General features: G+C 45.6%; 15 protein-coding genes and 1 tRNA gene. 2 read left to right on the forward strand and 14 right to left on the reverse strand.

Annotated features, from left to right (window positions below; translation table 11 throughout):
• The first annotated feature begins 71 nt into the window (after positions 1-71).
• Complete coding sequence (gene pdxR, locus HF638_RS02275) at positions 72-1,496, forward strand: MocR-like pyridoxine biosynthesis transcription factor PdxR (RefSeq protein WP_169478685.1); 1,425 nt, start codon at positions 72-74, stop codon at positions 1,494-1,496.
• Between the two features lie 252 nt (positions 1,497-1,748).
• On the opposite strand, the gene HF638_RS02280 is transcribed toward pdxR, so the two are convergent.
• The 3 genes from HF638_RS02280 to nrdR form a co-directional block, all read right to left on the reverse strand.
• Complete coding sequence (locus HF638_RS02280) at positions 1,749-4,805, reverse strand: S-layer homology domain-containing protein (RefSeq protein WP_169478686.1); 3,057 nt, start codon at positions 4,803-4,805, stop codon at positions 1,749-1,751.
• Positions 4,806-5,347: 542 nt separating this feature from the next.
• Positions 5,348-5,420: transfer RNA gene (locus HF638_RS02285), tRNA-Ala, on the reverse strand.
• Positions 5,421-5,605: 185 nt separating this feature from the next.
• On the reverse strand, positions 5,606-6,073 hold the full coding sequence (gene nrdR / locus HF638_RS02290) for a transcriptional regulator NrdR (protein ID WP_169478687.1): 468 nt from the start codon (positions 6,071-6,073) through the stop codon (positions 5,606-5,608).
• Between the two features lie 116 nt (positions 6,074-6,189).
• On the opposite strand from nrdR, the gene HF638_RS02295 reads away from it, so the two are divergent.
• A complete protein-coding gene (locus HF638_RS02295) occupies positions 6,190-6,411 on the forward strand; it encodes an alpha/beta-type small acid-soluble spore protein (RefSeq protein WP_053783555.1) in 222 nt (73 codons plus the stop codon).
• A gap of 82 nt (positions 6,412-6,493) precedes the next feature.
• On the opposite strand, the gene HF638_RS02300 is transcribed toward HF638_RS02295, so the two are convergent.
• From HF638_RS02300 to HF638_RS02350, 11 genes are all read right to left on the reverse strand, one after another.
• Positions 6,494-7,057 carry a lytic transglycosylase domain-containing protein gene (locus HF638_RS02300; RefSeq protein ID WP_169478688.1) on the reverse strand — a complete coding sequence of 188 codons (564 nt, stop codon included), beginning with the start codon at positions 7,055-7,057 and terminating at the stop codon, positions 6,494-6,496.
• Positions 7,054-7,650 carry a dephospho-CoA kinase gene (gene coaE, locus HF638_RS02305; RefSeq protein ID WP_169478689.1) on the reverse strand — a complete coding sequence of 199 codons (597 nt, stop codon included), beginning with the start codon at positions 7,648-7,650 and terminating at the stop codon, positions 7,054-7,056. Before coaE ends, HF638_RS02300 begins: the two co-directional genes overlap by 4 nt.
• A 9-nt stretch (positions 7,651-7,659) precedes the next feature.
• A complete protein-coding gene (locus HF638_RS02310) occupies positions 7,660-8,433 on the reverse strand; it encodes a manganese efflux pump (RefSeq protein WP_481856119.1) in 774 nt (257 codons plus the stop codon).
• Positions 8,434-8,565: 132 nt separating this feature from the next.
• Positions 8,566-9,402, reverse strand: coding sequence for a DNA-formamidopyrimidine glycosylase (mutM, locus tag HF638_RS02315; protein ID WP_169478690.1), 837 nt, complete (start codon positions 9,400-9,402; stop codon positions 8,566-8,568).
• Positions 9,403-9,520: 118 nt separating this feature from the next.
• Positions 9,521-12,175, reverse strand: coding sequence for a DNA polymerase I (gene polA, locus HF638_RS02320; RefSeq protein WP_169478691.1), 2,655 nt, complete (start codon positions 12,173-12,175; stop codon positions 9,521-9,523).
• Positions 12,176-12,411: 236 nt separating this feature from the next.
• Positions 12,412-13,071 carry a phosphate signaling complex protein PhoU gene (gene phoU / locus HF638_RS02325; RefSeq protein WP_017689478.1) on the reverse strand — a complete coding sequence of 220 codons (660 nt, stop codon included), beginning with the start codon at positions 13,069-13,071 and terminating at the stop codon, positions 12,412-12,414.
• Between the two features lie 63 nt (positions 13,072-13,134).
• The gene (gene pstB, locus HF638_RS02330; protein WP_169478692.1) at positions 13,135-13,890 is read right to left on the reverse strand and encodes a phosphate ABC transporter ATP-binding protein PstB; all 756 of its coding nucleotides are present in this window, start codon (positions 13,888-13,890) and stop codon (positions 13,135-13,137) included.
• 228 nt (positions 13,891-14,118) lie between these two features.
• Complete coding sequence (locus tag HF638_RS02335) at positions 14,119-15,270, reverse strand: methyl-accepting chemotaxis protein (RefSeq protein WP_169478693.1); 1,152 nt, start codon at positions 15,268-15,270, stop codon at positions 14,119-14,121.
• A 152-nt stretch (positions 15,271-15,422) separates the two neighbouring features.
• On the reverse strand, positions 15,423-16,151 hold the full coding sequence (locus tag HF638_RS02340) for a response regulator transcription factor (protein WP_062833557.1): 729 nt from the start codon (positions 16,149-16,151) through the stop codon (positions 15,423-15,425).
• Positions 16,152-16,265: 114 nt separating this feature from the next.
• Entirely contained in the window at positions 16,266-18,086 is a 1,821-nt protein-coding gene (pnpS, locus tag HF638_RS02345; RefSeq protein ID WP_169478694.1) for a two-component system histidine kinase PnpS, read from the reverse strand.
• A 48-nt stretch (positions 18,087-18,134) separates the two neighbouring features.
• Positions 18,135-18,482: a cupin domain-containing protein gene (locus tag HF638_RS02350; protein ID WP_169478695.1), complete on the reverse strand. Its 348-nt coding sequence runs from the start codon at positions 18,480-18,482 to the stop codon at positions 18,135-18,137.
• Positions 18,483-18,807 lie beyond the last annotated feature (325 nt).

The raw sequence follows: 18,807 nt of genomic DNA on the forward strand, positions 1-18,807 counted from the left end.
TGACCCCATAAGTAGTGACAAAACTAAACTATATTATAGGGTCAGTGAACAAAACCAATAGGAGGTTATAGATGATCGATTTAACCTTATTGCTGAAGAGAGATTCTGAAGAACCGTTATACACCCAGCTATATCAATATATTAAGAAAGAAATTATGAACGGAATGTTGCCAGCCCAGACACGGCTTCCATCCATTCGTTCCCTGTCTGCACACTTACATATTAGCCGTAATACCGTTGATCTGGCCTATCAACAGTTATTAGCAGAAGGTTACGTTCTAAGCAAACCAAGAAGTGGCTTATACGTTATGGATCTGCAATTGGATTCCTTACCTTCATCTCATCATGTTCGTAAACAAGCATCGGAAGATCAATCACCGGCTCATCCAACGATCCAGTACGATTTTCGATATGGTGACGTGGACGCTGAGCATTTTCCACTTGCGACTTGGCGTAAGTTGTCCAATCTAAGCTTACAGCAGAACCATCAGACCTTATTTTCTTATGGTGATCCTCTCGGAGAACCTGGACTCCGAATGGAAATTGCCAAGTACCTGCACGGATCAAGAGGCGTGAATTGTTCACCAGATCAAATCATGATTGGTGCTGGCATTCAATATCTACTTGCCGTGTTATCTGGATTATTAAAACCCGATAACCGCAGTATAGCGATGGAAGAGCCTGGCTATGACGGTGCTCGAACGATTTTTCAACATCATGGTCTACAACTTAGTCCGATTCCTCTGGAAAAGGTTGGGCTTCATATTCAGCAGCTCTATGAGAGTCAGTCCCGCATCGTGTATATTACGCCGTCTCACCAGTTCCCCTATGGGATGGTCATGCCTCTCCACAAGAGAATGCAATTACTGAAATGGGCAGCAGATCAAGATGGCATTATTATTGAGGACGATTACGATAGCGAGTTTAGATATGTTGGGAAGCCGATACCTTCCCTTCAGGGCTTGGATACCCATCAACGTACAGTATACCTGGGGACTTTCTCAAAATGTCTGCTTCCTTCATTACGTATTGCCTACATGGTTCTGCCTAAAAACTTGCTGGAGCTTCACAATAAGCAAAACTACCGCCTGTATGATCAGACCGTTTCACGTTTTCATCAGAATACCTTGGAGCTTTTTATGAGAAATGGACATTGGGAAGCCCACATTCGCAAAATGCGCAAAGTATACCGCCAAAAGCAATCCACACTAATCTCAACAATTCAGCAACTGATGGGCTCTAACGTGACAATCATCGGTCAGGATGCAGGACTTCATATTTTACTGCGTGTACATAATGGAATGCATGAGCAGCAATTGATTGCCACTGCTGAAAAGGAAGGTACCCAAGTCTATCCTGTATCGCCCTTCTGGGCACAACAAGCTCAAGCTGAGCAATCCATGGTTCAGATCGGTTTCGGTGGTTTGAGTATGGAGGATATTCAAGAGGGAGTACAATCGCTTCATCGCGCTTGGTTTGGAGATCGTGAACGTTGAGATTGCATTGAGTCTTTCGCGGCAATCGGATGAATTGAGGGCTAGTCTGGCAACGCATCATGGGATAATTTAAGTACAAAACAAAAAACACGCCATCAAAGGCGTGTTTTCTTCCCTATTATATGGAGCCTAGGGGGATCGAACCCCTGACCTCATCGCTGCCAGTAGATTATTGCGGTTGTGGATTCGCATGCCGGAACGTGGCTTTTAGAACAAATTTCAGCTATTATTCAGTTCAACCAAAATCCAATCCTATATAAAATTTAATAGTTTCAGCATACGAGAGAGAAGTGTAACCATTTCTGCCCGAGTTGCTTCTGATTGAGGCTTGAAATTACCTTGCTGATCGCCTTTAATGATCCCTAAACTAAGCGCTTGATTAATAGAATCCTCCGCCCATGATGAAATGGATTCCACATCTGTTAAAGCTAACACCCCATTATCTTTCTGCAAAGAAGGATTAGCATTAGTAATAGCTCGAGTAAGCATAACCGCCAACTCCTCACGTGTCACACGGTTGTTGGGACGGAAAGTCCCATCACTATATCCCTTGATTAATCCCGCCTGCTCAGCTGCGATAACATCTGCTTCATACCATTTCCCATCCACATCAGAAAAGTTAAATTCAGTGTTATTCAACGGAATTCCTAATGCACGTACAAGTAATGCAGCTGTTTCTGCTCGGGTAAGCATACCATTCGGATCAAAATTCATTTCGCTACGCCCCTTAACGATGAACTTAGCTGCAAGTAACTCTATATCCGACTTTGCCCAATGATTCTGCATATCTACAAAGCTAACTCGACGATCCATTACGAAAAAGTACCCGTTTCGCATACTCTTCACAATTGCTGTGACTTTACCATTCTCATTTATGAATTGAGCAGGAACAAAGGTGAACAATTGCTTCTCTTCATCCCAAAATACAACTGTAGCAAAATCAGACTCTTGGCCATCAAGCTCAATTTTTCTTTCAACATAAGCTGTGAACGCTGAAATCTCAGAGTTTCTACCTTGATCATCAAGTCTATTAACATTGAACACAACTGGCCCTGACCAAACATTTGCGCCAAGACTCTTCTTAACTTCAACAAATTCTGTTGTCGTATCTGTTCTGCCTATTTTAATGGTTAGATCATGAGTATCCCCTGCAATCGCCATCTCTTGAATGGGTATGGTAATTTCATCTTTTAATGTAATGAACTGCAGTTTCATGGAAGGCGAAATAGCCGTTAAATGCGTTAATGTCTCTTTACTAATAATAAACTCTGCGAATTCACTATCTGATTTGATTGTAGCAAATCCTTTTTTCAAATCATCAAGTTTTAGTTCCACTCGTTGCTTTCCATTAGCTAACACAGTCTCAATGTAATAGGATACTCCAGAACTTGTTCCAGAGCTTGTTTCAGAACTTGTTCCGGGGCTTGATTCAGAACTTATTACAGGAATTGTTCCAGGGCTTGTGTTGCTGCTTGCAATAATGATTAAAGGATAAATTGCTTCATAAGTAGCACCATCAGCTGTTGTCGTCGCTTTAAGCGTTACGCTCTTATTCCCCTCTGTATAGGACGGGCGTTGTACATAACCTGTCGCACCATCTACCAATTGATTATTTGAGGAAACCCATTGAATGCTTTTACCTTCCTCATCGGTTGCTGGAAGACCGAGAGGTCCAATAACTGATGAAGCGGTATCGTTAGTAGCATAAGTTAATTTCGGAATATCATACACGATGAGCTTCGCAGTATTGCTCGTAACTTCATAGTTACCTACACGTTGATTAGGATCAATTATTTCAGTCTCTATCGTATAATTTCCAATTGGGCTGCTTTGCTCTGCAAGCGTCACATATTTCACAGATATATCGTCATTGTTCAGCACACCTGTTACAACACCGGTCAGGGTGGGATTCCCATTGTTCACCCAACGAGATATTGGGTGAGCCGTCACTGTCAGCGGCGCTTTTGTAACAGATAGACTACCTGCAGTTTTGGTTACTTCGTAATTTCCCAGCTTATTATTCGGGTCAACCAGTGACCCTTCAATCGCATAGTTCCCTACATCACTTGCCTGATCGGCACTCGTAGCATAAGTTGCTGTAATCCCATCTGACGAGAAACCGCCTGAGACCGTTCCTGTGAAAACTGGATTGTTCGTACCATATTCACGCGTCGCACCATCTGCGGTTACCGAAAGTGACGCTTTCGTAACAGATAAACTACCTGCGGTTTTCGTTACTTCATAATTCCCTAACTTGTTATTAGGGTCAACCAGTGTTGCTTCAATTGCATAGTTCCCTGCATCACTTGCCTGATCGGCACTCGTAGCATAAGTTGCTGTCATGCCGTCTAACGACAAGGCGCCAGTTATTGCCCCTGTGAAAACAGGATTGCTCGTTCCATATTCACGCGTTGCATTATTTGCTGTAACTACAAGCGGCCTCTTATCGACCGTCATCATAGCAGAACCAATCGAAGCAAGATGAGTAGGGTCTCCATCGAATAGCGCTGTTAGTATATGATCCCCTATTCCCGTATTAACCGAATAGCTGAATACGGCTTCACCATTGCCATTCGTATCAGATGAACCAAGAACGGTTCCATCCAGAGAAAATGTGATTCTTTTATTCGATACTGCCTGATTTTGAAAATCCAGCAATGTAGCTCTGATCTCCTCTGTATCACCATAAGTTGTTGTAAGCTGATCCAACTGCAAAATAGTCGAATAGTCCCTCTGCTGAGAAGCTACATACGTCCTGAATGCAAAATCAAAATTGAAATTATTCCAATGTCCAAAATAATACGGTGTACCGCCAGTATATGCACTAGGAGTGTATATTCTCCAAGTGACTTGGTTTACTTGATTTGGGTCATTATTGGTTGTCTCCATCATCATGCTATACTCCTTATTAGACTCCACGTAAATCCCTTCGTCAAAATTAAACCGAACCCATCCTCCCGGAAAAACAGGCACAATACTACTGCTTACCTTCGCTACGCCTAGTACTGTCCCATTAATATCGGCGCCTTCATGAATCGTCAAGCTTATCTCCCGCTCAGCAGCTGAGGATTGAGCAAGAAATACATCGACATCGTACATCCATCCCGTTTTGCCTGCAGTAAAGCTTTGTCCTACTCCCTTTGATCCGCCATGCGAATCCGGGATCGTATTGTCTGTATCCGTTGTTTGATCAATTGGATCAACGGATGACGCTAGGCTAGATTCCGACATTGCGAAAGCAATCAATAAAATACCAATTACGATAAGAACTCTTTTTTTTAAAAGGTTCATCTTTCTTGCATGTAACATGGTTGCAACGCTTCCTTCCATTTTAATTTAGTATGTAATGGGAATGCTCTTATCTTGAAAATAAAAACGCACATAACTGTTAACATTATAATACACCATAATCTTTTCACTACTAGAATTAATCTATAAAAAAATTCAAAATGAACTTGATTTTTACTTCTACAAATTTCTATAACCTATTATGCATAGATGCGAGATATGCAAGGTTCTTCGCCCCTAGTAATTTCCCCCTATAAAACACAATCAAATGTTTTAACGACAAAAAAGCTATAAATCACCAAATGAGGTTCACAGCTTATTAGCTTCATATATAAAAAAAGTTGTAGCTTAAACATTTGAATAATAATGTGGTATTACTGATCGTGGTGGGAGAGAGTAAATGCGATCCAAAACATGGAGTAGATGAACTTAGCCACTTCACGCGTACTCAAACTACCTTTATACATGTGAGTGATCGCCTCAGCTTGATGAGTATATATTCCGATTAATAAAGCAATAAAAAACCCTTGCTCCGCAAGGGTTTTCATCATTTTAAGTTTGTATGGAGCCTAGGGGGATCGAACCCCTGACCTCATCGCTGCCAGCGATGCGCTCTCCCAGCTGAGCTAAGGCCCCAGGATATGAAATGAATAACTTGTTCAGCACTGCTACGTTCCGCAGGCGACTCCTATATCATATAAAATCAAGCTTTCGCTGTCAATCAATTTTTCATGATCCAAAGTGATTGGAGAAGAACAACCGATTTCACTGGCACACACGGACTGGAACCCCAGACTGCTCTTCTCCCCTTACCCACTTCACTAATCCTCCAGATCGTCTTTGGACAACAGGGATTTTAGTTCTTTCATGAACATATTGATGTCTTTGAACTGGCGATACACGGAAGCGAAGCGTACATATGCCACTTCATCGACTGGAAACAGCTGTTCCATCAATAGCTCACCAATCTGGCGACTCTCGACTTCAGCATCAGCTGTATTACGCAAAGACTTCTCTACCTCAGATACCATCATCTCCAGCGTCTCTACAGAGACTGGGCGTTTCTCACAGGCACGAATAAGCCCACGGAGAATCTTGTCCCGACTGAACTCTTCCCGGCTGCCATCTTTCTTAATAACGATCAGCGGTGTTTCCTCAATCATCTCAAACGTTGTAAATCTTCTGGCGCACTGCTCACATTCACGACGGCGACGAATCGACTTCGATTCATTAGCTGGCCTTGAATCAAGGACTTTGGTGCCCAGAAAAGCGCAATAAGGACATTTCAAATCAGATCACTTCCCACGTTTTACTTTTTACCACATATTCCCTGTACTCATTTTGTAATGAAAAACGCATTGCCGACACATAATACTTTTACCAACCCGCGAGGAGGTGAACAGCAATGGCACAAAGCAACGGTAACTCCAACAACTTGGTGGTAACTAAAGCTTCCGCAGCCCTCGAACAACTGAAATACGAAGTTGCTCAAGAACTCGGAATCAGCATCCCACAAGACGGATACCAAGGTAACATGACTTCTTACGAGAACGGTTCGATCGGTGGATACATCACGAAGCGTCTGGTAACAATTGCAGAACAGCAATTGGCAGGTCAATACCAATAATATCTGCATCGTAATACGCTACACAGAGGAGCATGGAGCGGCCGGTGAACAACCGGCCTGCTCTGTGCTTCTACTTATATACTTAGAACGTATTATAGATCTTTACATACTGATTATAATAGTAAATGACCCTTTGTACATAGTGACGCGTCTCACCAAACGGAATATCTTTCACCGTATCGAATGAGCCATCCCATACACCATCTCTAAGCCAACTGTTCACTTTACCTGGACCCGCATTATAGGCAGCGATCATAACGGCTTCATTGCCATCGAATTGATCGGACAAATTCCGCAGATACCATGTACCTAATTGAATATTTCGTTCTGGCTCGTGCTTCAATTCCTCCAGTGAAGTGTGAGGAATTTTGGCTTGTTCCAATATCCAGTTCGCCGTGTCCGGCATCAGTTGCATGAGCCCAATGGCACCTCGTTTGGATTCCTTGCTTGTCTTGAAATTGGTCTCCACCTTGATAATGGAAGCAATCAGAAACGGATCAACCTCGTAGCTCTGAGATTGGGCACGAATCTCTTCCTTATAATGAATCGGATAGAACCATGCCATCCAGTTTGTATTCAGAAATAGCACGAGTACAAAGGACACAAACATCAACAGCAGTACACGTTTCTTGCGTAATATTTTCATAACAAACCCTTACGCTGTAGAAATGAGTCAATTTGCTGCTCCGTCTCTGACCATATGTTGCTGTTATCGATGACAATGTCTGCAAGCTGCTTTTTGCGCTCAATATCCATCTGTACATCCATCCGGGCCTCAGCCTGTGCCGCAGTCATTCCATCCCGACTCATCAAGCGATCTCGTTGGACCGACCTGGGAACATATACAACCATGACTTCCTCGAAACCATCTTCCAGACCCGATTCGTACAACAAAGGAATATCAGATACCACAAGTTTATCCGGATGTTGCAACGCGTATGCGGCAGCCCGTTCACGCATCTCTCTACGGATCGCCGGGTGTGTGATAGCCTCCAATGCCTTTCGTTCCTCTGGTTGTTGAAAAACAATACTTCCAAGCTTTTTCCGATCCAGTGTTCCATCTTCGTTCAGTATGGCTTGTCCGAACCGCTCAACAGCGGCGGCCAACACGGGATGCCCGGGCATCATAACTTCCCGGGCAATAACGTCTGCATCGATGAGCAACGCTCCCTTACTGGCGAGATAGGCGGAAACACTGCTTTTGCCTGTCGCGATCCCGCCGGTTAAGCCTATATTCATCGTTTCACCTCATAACAGCTTCATTATTCCCATAATCATTAACAATAGTGCTGGCAATACAGACAGTCTTCGCATCCAGCGCAGAGCTGAGAAACGCAGTCCAACCTTCATGCCGAGTGACAGAAACGCCCCACTAAACAGTGCAATAATGAGTGCCGTCCATAGTGTAGGAAATCCCAAAAGTGCCGCTCCCAATCCTGCCCCAAACGCATCCAGAGACAGTGCAATACCAAGCCACATCGCTTCCTGGGCAGATATGCTCCCTGAGTTATCCATATCCGCCTTGGAGGGACTGCGAAGGATCTGAATGACGACCCCCAGCTTACGCAGCTCCAGTGTAAATACCATTCGTTCCAACGAGCCACCAGACGCCGATTGCTCCAGATCCAGCGCAAGCACCTGATTTCTACCCTTTGAATCCGACAGCGTCTCTTGTGTTTCTCCAACTCCAGTTACCTTGGTTTCCGTTCCCTCATTCGTTCTAGTGTCTGTTTCCAGCTGTTCTTTGCCTTGCTTTCGAATAAGTTGCAACAGTGACCATGCACCTATACCTATCAATATAACGGCTCCCACAATCGAAGCGATATCCGGTGACACCACATGGGACAACAGCACACCTACTTGCATCGACAAGGCAATAACCAATCCCGAACAGATCGAAATAACAGCGATAGATAACAGGGGAATCTTAGTCCTCCGTAACCCATATGTAATCCCGACTCCAAAACCATCTAAACTAAGCGCCAAAGCAAGCGCCAGCAATGAAATAAAATGATGCAGCACCCCGGATTCCTCCTCTGTGCGGTACTCGTGCCAACTGAAGATGCCAGTATGGGTATACGCCCGCTTATTTCTGCCATATCAGTATATGGAGGGAGGAATCCAAGGGTGCTATGATTTCATCATTTCGTTCATTCAGTTCATGTTCAGCGGCTGACAGTTCGGACAAAAATGCGTACCACGGCCACCAACCACCGTTTTTTCGATTAACGTACCACATGTTGCACAAGGTTCCGATTTGCGTCCATAGATTTTCAGTTGATGCTGGAACATGCCCATCTCACCCTGTCCATTCACATAGGATTTGATGGAAGATCCGCCTGCATTCACTGCATCTTGCAACGTAGCCACAATCGCTTCATGAAGCACCGTTAACTGAGCTTCGGTCAGTGTCTTGGCGATGGTCTCGGGATGGATACCTGCGCGAAATAGAGCCTCGTCCACATAAATATTCCCGATGCCGACCACATATGCCTGATTTAACAGTACAGCTTTGATTTTAGTTGTCCGCTTGCCAACTGCCTCACGGAATGCAGTTACCGTAAAGGCCGGATCAAGCGGCTCCAGTCCCAGCTTCAGCAAAGGTTTCGATACCAGTTCCTCACCTGCATTGAACAGGTGCATCGTACCGAACTGGCGCACATCCTTATAACGTAATTCCGTACCATCATTAAAATGGAAGATCACATGGGTATGCTTCTCCACATCTTCATGCTGCTCGTACACACCGTATCTTCCTTCCATCCGCAGATGGGAGACAAGCACAAGCCCGTCCAGCAAAATACGCAAAAACTTGCCTCGGCGCTCCACCCCAATTACGGTATGTCCCGCGAGTTCCAGTGCAAATGCATCTATGTCGTCCGGCCGCTGAATAATCCGCGGCAAGCTAACGGTAACATGATCAATGGTCTTGCCTACAATAAGCTGATTCAATGTTCTTCTGACTGTTTCGACTTCCGGTAATTCCGGCATGATGTTCTCACCTCCCCTATATTATAACGGAAGATGGCGCTCAGCGGGACCCTTTTCTTATATCGAAAACATGGAAAGGTCTATTGTAAAATACCGGAAAAACCGCGCAGTACATGATTTATTTTGCTTCGTACCAGTTATCCCCAAAGCTGACTTCTGCTTTCAGCGGAACAGACAGTTCCAATGCTTTTTCCATAACAGAAGGTACTAGTTCTTTCATTAGTTCCAATTCATCCGCAGGCACTTCGAATACAAGCTCATCGTGCACCTGAAGCAACATACGGCTCTTCAAATTGCGTTCCCGCAGCGCTTCATCCATCTGTACCATAGCCAGCTTGATGATATCTGCCGCTGTTCCCTGAATAGGGGTATTCATCGCCGTACGCTCTGCGAAGGAACGCAGGTTGAAGTTACTGGCGTTAATCTCTGGCAGGTAGCGACGTCGCTCCAACAACGTTTTGACGTAACCATCCTGGCGAGCTTCCTTCACAATGTCATCCATATATCGGCGTACACCCTGGAAGACTTCAAAATACTGATCAATAAACTGTGCAGCCTCTTTACGCGTAATGTGCAGGTTCTGGGACAAACCATAATCACTTATTCCATACACGATACCAAAGTTAACTGCCTTGGCGGAACGACGCATATCTCCATCCACATCCTCAGGCTTCACGCCAAATACATCCGAAGCGGTCTTCGTATGAATATCCATATCGTTGACAAATGCTTCCTTCAAGCGCTCATCGTCCGAAATGTGGGCCAGTACACGCAGTTCAATCTGGGAATAGTCTGCTGCCAAAATAGACCATCCAGGCTCGGAAGGAACAAATACCTTCCGGATTTTGCGACCTTCCTCCATCCGAATCGGAATGTTCTGCAAGTTCGGGAACTGACTACTAAGTCTTCCTGTTGCAGCAATGGTCTGACGGTAATACGTATGCACCTTGCCATCCCGATTGGAAATCTCTTTGAGTAATCCTTCCACATAAGTGGATTGCAGCTTGGCAAGCTGACGATATTGCAGAATATGCTTGACCACATCATTATAAGGAGCCAATTTCTCCAATACTTCCGCATCTGTGGAATAACCCGTTTTTGTTTTCTTCACCACCGGCAAGCCCAGTCTATCAAATAAAATCTCACCCAGTTGCTTCGGTGAATTCAGATTGAATTCCGTTCCAGACAGCTTATAGATCTCCGCCATCAACCTGCCGATCTGCTCTTCAAATTCACTGCCCAAAGCCTGCAGATCGGCTGTATTGGCCTTGATACCCAGTTTCTCCATGTCTGCCAATATGCGTGACAACGGCATTTCCAGTTCATGGAACAGCGAATTCATCTCATCCGTTTCCAGCACCTGCTCCTGAAGTGGAATAATGGCTGCTACTGCAGCAGCTTTGCGGCATAGGAAATCGCCCAAGATCTCCACTTCCGGTACCTTGTACTTTGCCCCTTTGCCCATAACCGTGTCATCCTCTACGAGCGACGGCAGACCATACTTGGTCGTGAGTCCACTAATCGTCTGATTGGATTCCGTTGGATCAAGCAAATACGCTGCCAGTTGTACATCAAATGACGCACCTGCGAATTCAATGCCATGCGCATGAAGGGCCAGGTCTACACGGTGAAGATCATACCCGCGCTTCGGCTGCTCTGAATTGCCAAGCCATGCCCGCACTGGGGCCGCTGCCTCGGAATGAAGCAACTCAGGAGATATGAACGTATATGTTCCAGCGGAACCTACAGCTAGTCCAATCAATTTCGCTTGGTGCGGGTTATCCCCATGTGTCTCCACGTGGAGCACATCAATGGAATCCAGAGAACTGAACAGCTCACTGATGTTATCCTCTGTTGCAATGGAAGATTCCACCTCAGCAGCAGGAACCGCTTCCTGTTCCGAACCGATGCTACCACTGAACGACAGGCGTTCGAGCAAAGATTTGAATTCCAGCTTGGCCAATGCAGGGCCAGCATGTTCTTCTTTTAATCCGGCGAATTGCATATCCTCCCACGTCTGCTCTAGTGGAACTTCCCGGTGAATCGTCGCGAGTTGTTTGCTCATCCGGGCATCTTCGGCGTGGGCCTCAATCTTCTCCTTCATTTTGCCTTTCAGTTCACTTGTGCCATTCAACACATCTTCTACCGATCCGAACTGGTGCAAAAGCTTCAACGCTGTTTTCTCTCCTACCCCGGGAATACCCGGAATATTATCAGACGCATCGCCCATCAGGCCCTTGAGATCAATGATTTGCAACGGCGTCAGACCATAGCGCTCCTTAATCTGAGCAGGATCATACAGCTCGATATCAGTTACCCCTTTACGCGTCAGCCCGATATGTACATGTTCGGAGGCAAGTTGCAGCATATCTTTGTCACCCGATACAACGAGCACCTGTCTGCCCGCTTCATCTGCGCGTTTGGTTAACGTTCCGATGATGTCATCCGCTTCGAATCCAGCCAGCTCAAACTGAGCGATGCCAAGTCCTTTCAGCAGTTCTTTGAGCAACGGGAATTGCTCTGACAATTCTGGTGGTGTTTTCTCCCGACCGCCCTTGTATTCCTGGTACCCTTCGTGGCGGAACGTGATTTTGCCTGCATCAAAAGCGACCATAACATGTGTAGGCTTATGCTCTTCAAGCAGTCTCAGCAGCATCGTGGTGAAGCCGTATACCGCATTGGTATGCAGACCTTTCGAGTTGGTCAGTGGCGGCATTGCAAAAAACGCCCTGTAAATAATGCTATTTCCATCTATGAGAATAAACTTGTCCATTCCAGCACCTCGCGTATCATATGGTCAACCTTTTCAATTTACATCTACTCTCATGATACCATACCCACCTGTCACATCAAAAAGAATAGCCATCTTTTCACTTCAGTTTTACCCGCAAAAAAGAACCTTCTCCACAGACAGCTGTACACAGCCTACCTGAGAGAAAGTCCTTTTCCATTCATATGATTGCATTACTTAATCAGCACTGATTCCCCAATTCCATAACAATGCTCTTCCTATTGATTCAGATCCGGACGTTTACCTGTTACCAGGTATACCGTGCTCTCACCAATGTTGGTCGCATGATCGCCAATACGTTCAATGTAACGTCCAACCATCATCAGCAACATAGCCTGAGAAGCCTGGTTTGGGTGCTCCGTCATTAATGTGTAGAGATCACTGATCATGTGACTGTACAGTTGATCGACCTGATCGTCCGTTTGAGCCATTTTATAGGCCAGGTCTGTGTTTTCTTTCAGGAAAGATTCGATGGATTCATCAATCATGGATTTCACGATTTCTGCCATTTGCGGAATATCCACCAGAGGTTTAATCAATTTCTGTCCGTCCATCCGAAGGGTTACCTTCGCCACGTCGAGCGCGAGATCTCCCATACGCTCCAGATCACTGGAAATTTTGAAGGCAACGATAATACGTCTGAGATCCTTCGCCACCGGTTGTTGTGTGATGATCAGTTTGGAGCCAAGTTCCATAATCTTGTCTTCAAGGGCATTCAGATTCGCATCATTCTTGATGATGACCTGAGCTTTCTCCGCGTTCATCGTCTGCAGACTCTCAATGGCACCATCCAGTGCCGCTCCTACATGTTCACCCATTTGCTTGAGCAAGGTACGTAGCTCTTCAAGCTCCTGATCAAATTCTTTTCTGCGAATCATAGATTTCATGTCCTCCTTATCCATCATCTCCGGGTATGCCGGGATCGTTGCAATTCAGCTCGCTTAACCGAACCTTCCGGATATATAATCCTCGGTCCGGGAATCTTGCGGTGTGGAGAATAACGTCTCCGTATCAGCTGCCTCCACCACTTCACCATTCAGGAAAAATACCGTACGCCCAGATACCCGTGCCGCTTGGTGCATATTGTGGGTAACCATAACGATCGTGTACTTATGATGCAATTCCTTCACCAGTTCCTCAATCTTCAATGTGGAGATCGGGTCAAGTGCCGATGTCGCTTCATCCATTAGCAGAACGTCAGGCTGGACAGCCAGCGCACGTGCAATACAGAGACGCTGCTGCTGTCCGCCGGACAGACTAAGTGCCGACTTTTTCAATACATCCTTCACTTCATCCCACAGTGCCGCATGGACAAGACTCTGTTCCACCAACTTATCCAGTTCAGCCTTTTGGGTTACCCCGTGCAAACGCGGTCCATAAGCCACGTTATCATAGATGGATTTCGGGAAAGGATTCGGTTGTTGAAACACCATGCCGACCCGTTTGCGCAGTGTCTCGACTTCAATCTCATTACTGTAAATATCAGATCCATTCAGCATAACCTGTCCTTCCACACGAACTCCCGGAATCATGTCATTCATCCGGTTCAATGTGCGAAGCAATGTCGATTTACCGCAACCTGACGGCCCGATGAACGCAGTAACGGTTTTTTCCGGCAGATCCATCGATATATTTTTAAGCGCGTGATGCGTATCATAGTATAAATTAAGATTTTCAATGTGAATGAGGTCCTTCATGGATGTTCACTTCTCCTTCGCTGCAGGGACACTGAAACTCCCTTTACGTTGAGACCGATGCTGATAATCATTCATCGCTGCTCGGCCATCTTTAATATCCTACCCTTTCATTGTAAAAACAGTATCACTTTCATGTTAACGGAATGTAAAAAGACATCCTTAACCTTCATGATCTGCTTAATGGATCAATCTGATTCCTGATGCCTGCCTTATTGATTTGCTTATATATCACTCGCTATCCGAAACCATCTCATCCAGCCTCATGCGTATATGCTCTGCGACTTCTCCAGCTTTCCCGCCTTCCATGGCTATCTCCTCTGCTATCCGGGACAGATCTCTCACTGCACTGTTCAGTTGTCGGAACGTTGCTCCTCCAGAGGTCACATGCACCGAACTATCGTCAATCTCGGTTCCGCTTGCCTTAACCAGCTCTACCGTCTGAAGGGTCAAGCCACCAATATTCTCAAGCAATGAAGACATATTGCCTGCAACTTCACGGGTCTGTTTCGCGAGCGCGCGGATCTCACCTGCAACAATCTGAAAGCCTCGTCCATATTCACCCGCATGAGCTGCTTCGATGGAAGCATTCAGGGCAAGGAGGCCACTCTGATCTGCCAGGGAACGAATGGAATGTGCCATGCCTGAGCCTGTTTTGATCGAATCCAGCATGTAATCCGCATGTTGACCTTGGCTATCCATATGCTGATGTACGCGGTTATACGAAGCATCGACGTGCTTCAAACTCTCTTCTCCATGCTTCGATAATGCCATGATCTCACGGGCTTCATGTACAGTCTGATTAGCCGCTTGTACCAGCTTGGTGACCGCATCATTGATTCTGGATATCTCTTGTCTGCTCTCGGTAACCGTACGTACGCGCTCTGCCGAAGAAGCCTGTTGCAGTGTGCGGGAGAGAGACATTACGTCACGCATTGTCAGCACACCGAGCAGTCTGTCTTGTTCCGTAACGAGCAGACAGTCGTAGAAATGCTGTTCATTGCGTCCAAGTGCAATATCAATAATCGTTGTGGCTTCCATATGAATATCCGCAATAACCGGAGATGCATTCGCTACTTGTATGACCGGTTTACGGTAGAATAGATCTGCGGCAAAACGACCATTCAACATCCGATATAACGTCTCTCGCATTAATAATCCGGTCGGTTTCATCTGCTCATCACATAATACGATGCACGGGTGCTCCTGATCCTGATTCATCATGGTCGCCGCTTCTCCACAGGTCGTATGGACCCCGGCGACAGGAACCTGACGATAATATTGATGCAAATGGATTACAGGTTCTTCGACGATAACAACCGTTTCTTCATTATGTAAAACAACAACAGGCTGATCGGGTTTCACTTCGAGCAACATGGGCATAAATGCGCAATCTCCTTTACGTAATACCTCCGCCTTGAGGCGGGTTATGTAGGTACAAAGTATCACTCAGATAAGTCCATGCTACTCCCTCTACGTAAAGAAAAATCTTCCTTTATGTTAAAAGAACGTAAAATAAAACTCCCCGATCATTGCTAACTTGAATGATGGGGAGTTTTTCTTTTGACAACCAATTTATATCCTACACCGCGAATGGAATCAATGTGAACCGATTCCGGGTCTAATTCCAGCTTTTTACGTAACGAGCTGACGTGAACGTCTACGGTTCGTTGACCCCCGATATAATCGAAGCCCCACACCGCGTTCATCAGATCATCCCTTGTCAGCACCACACCCGGCTTTTTGGCCAAATATAGCAGTACTTCGAACTCTTTTGGACGTAGACTGATGGATTGTCCACCGAGTGTCACTTCATACTTCAGAGGATAGATCTCCAGCTCTCCCAAAATAATTCGTGAACCATCCTTGTCCTCAGGCTGTGGTAAATCTTCACCATTGGAATAACGTCTTAATACTGCATCCACTCTGGCTAATAACTCCGATACACCAAATGGTTTGGTAATATAATCATCGGCACCCGATTTCAGTCCCTGTACAACCTCGGCTTCACCGGTCTTCGCCGTCAGAATGATAACTGGTGTACTGACACCCTGAATTCTTAACTTGTTCAGTATATCCAGACCATTCATACCCGGAAGCATCAGATCCAGTAAAATGAGATCAAATTCCTGAGACAAGGCCCGGTCATATCCTGCAGATCCGTGATCCTCAGCTGTAACGTCATAACCTTCTTGTGTCAGGTTATACGTGAGTAATCTTGATAATGTAGGTTCATCTTCAATAACTAGCAAACGCTGTGCCATGATACCCCTTCTCTCTTCATAGGTTGTCTGTTGCCACAACACTTTTTCTATCATAGCACTAATTTGTTAACGCTGTGTAAAACAATACATACTTTTTACATTGATACCTGGCACCTACATCTCTTCGTCTTGAATGAATGGGAGAATCACACGGAATGTTGTGCCCATGCCCAGTTCACTCTCTACAGACAATTTTCCATGATGTAATTCCACCAGATGTTTCACGATGGAAAGCCCAAGACCCGTGCCTCCGGAATTACGGGATCTGCCTTTATCGACGCGATAGAATCGTTCGAAGATTCGCGGCAAATCTTTTTTCGGTATGCCAATGCCTGTATCCGACACCGCAAACACAACTTCATCATCGTTATCCATCGTCACCTGCAACTTCACCCGTCCACCCTCTGGGGTATAGTTGATTCCGTTGGATAAGAGATTGATGAATATCTGCTTCATCTTGTCCTCATCTGCTTCAATGTACAGTTCTTCCGGAACATGCATTTCCAGACGAATCTGCTTTTTCTCCGCCACTTTGGATAAGGTGCCCAGCACCATTTCAAAGAAAGAATGCACATGAACAGGGGAGCATTGCAGCGGCGCACGTTTGGATTCAATTTTGGATAACTCCAGAATATCCCCGATTAATCGGTTCAGTCGATCTCCCTCATCATAGATGATTTTCAGGAATGAGCGCTCCGTCTCCTTATCCTGCACCCCTCCACTAAGCAACGTTTCGGCAAACCCCTTGACCGCAGCAACAGGTGTCTTGAGTTCGTGAGAGACATTCGCAACAAACTCACTACGCATCGACTCCAGTCGACGGATCGCTGTCACGTCCTGCAAAAGGAACAACATGCCCCGATAACCACCATCATCTTCGGACATCGGTACCCCGTCAATGCGAATCAGTTTTTCCTCCGGGTTGAACACACTCACTTCTTCATGCATCCGTTCTTTGAGGGCAACACTCTCTTCAATGGTGCGGGTTAGCTCGTAGTGTCTCTTCAGTTCAATATAAGGCTTACCTGTAACCTTACCTGCCTGAATACCCAGCATACGCTCCGCTTCCCGATTAACCAGTGCAATGGATTGGCCTGCATCAATCATGACAATGCCTCCGGTCATATTCGCCAAGACACTCTGTAACAGCGCCTCATTGTCACGGATCGTCTTCAGCTGAGACTGCAAGCTGTCTGCCATTCCGTTTATCGCAAGCCCCAGCTGTCCGATCTCATCTCTACGCGTGACATCCACTCTCGCATCGTATTCCAGCTTGGTAATTCGATGGGCCACTTTCGTAATATGCTCAATCGGAGAGGTTAATCCGCGTGCAACCCGATAACTGACAAACGCGACAATCAGGAACAGCAGTCCAAGTGCAGCAAACATGATCATCCATCCACGCTGAAGACCCTGATCCACAGCCTGCAAACTCATGGATAGACGGATGTAGCCATCAAATTTGCCGCTCGGAATTTCAATCATGTCACTTTGATCCGAATTCACAGGTAGTGCCACGTACAGCATGTCCTGTCCTAACGTTTCACTATAACGTATAGACTGCCCGTATCCATCCCCAACAGCACCATTAATCTCCTCCCGGTTCAAGTGGTTATCCATCGATGCCGGATCACTCTCGGAATCTCCGATGACCGTGCCGTCTTTATTGATGAAGGTTACCCGCGAATCAGTCAGACGATCCAATTCCAGCGCTCGATCTGAATAATATTTTCGTGTTGCTTGCGAGGTTGGATCACTTGCATCATGGAATGGGAAGGTTGCTTTGAGCAAATTAATTTCACGCACCATCGTTTGCTCCAGTGCGGTAGTATGTGTAGTCTTAAACACTCTGCCCATCGTATATCCAGCCACAATGACGGATACACCGATCAGCACCATCATTATGATGGCAAGGCGAATTCGGAACGGTCTCATCTATCTCTTCCTTTTATGATCAGATTAATTAATATCTAATGACTCACGCTACAATGAATCCAGTTCAATTCGGTCCCCACGGGTACCAGGATTGGAAATAACGAGAAATTCCACTTCTTCGTCGCTCCGGTTCATCATCTGATGAGGCTCTCCCGGAGGGATCTCTATTCCTTCATGGGTTTCGAGCACGAACGTTTCTCCATTAAGCTCCATACAGGCTTCACCGCTGAGGATGAAAAAAAACTGACGGCTTATCGAATGATAATGTCGGATTTCAGACGTTCCTGCAGGCATTCGTTCATGAATAATGCTGAGTGTTTCATTTTGAACGAGGTGCCAACCATCGCACTTCCCGCCCCATATATAATGTGCTGCATTTTGTTTGCTCATTTTCATATGACTGTCCCCCCGAAGTAAACTTGCTCGGTCTATCATATCACAGATGACATGGTGACCATTCCCATCCATCAGGAAACATATCGATATGGACTACGTTCAACTCTATACAGGGCTAATCCTAAAATATCATGGTTGTATGAAGACTGATCCCGACTTTTGTAAAAAGAAGACATAGATATTTGATCTTCATCGATTTACCGAAAATTCGAAATTTATTCGAAATTAGACTGCTTCATGATACAAAGTGTATTCCTATGCTGCTTGGGCTGATGTACAATGTACAGTATACAGATATGCTTTAATTATCATTACAGGCTTGATC

It is taken from the genome of Paenibacillus sp. SZ31, from assembly GCF_012912005.1.
Taxonomy (GTDB): domain Bacteria; phylum Bacillota; class Bacilli; order Paenibacillales; family Paenibacillaceae; genus Paenibacillus.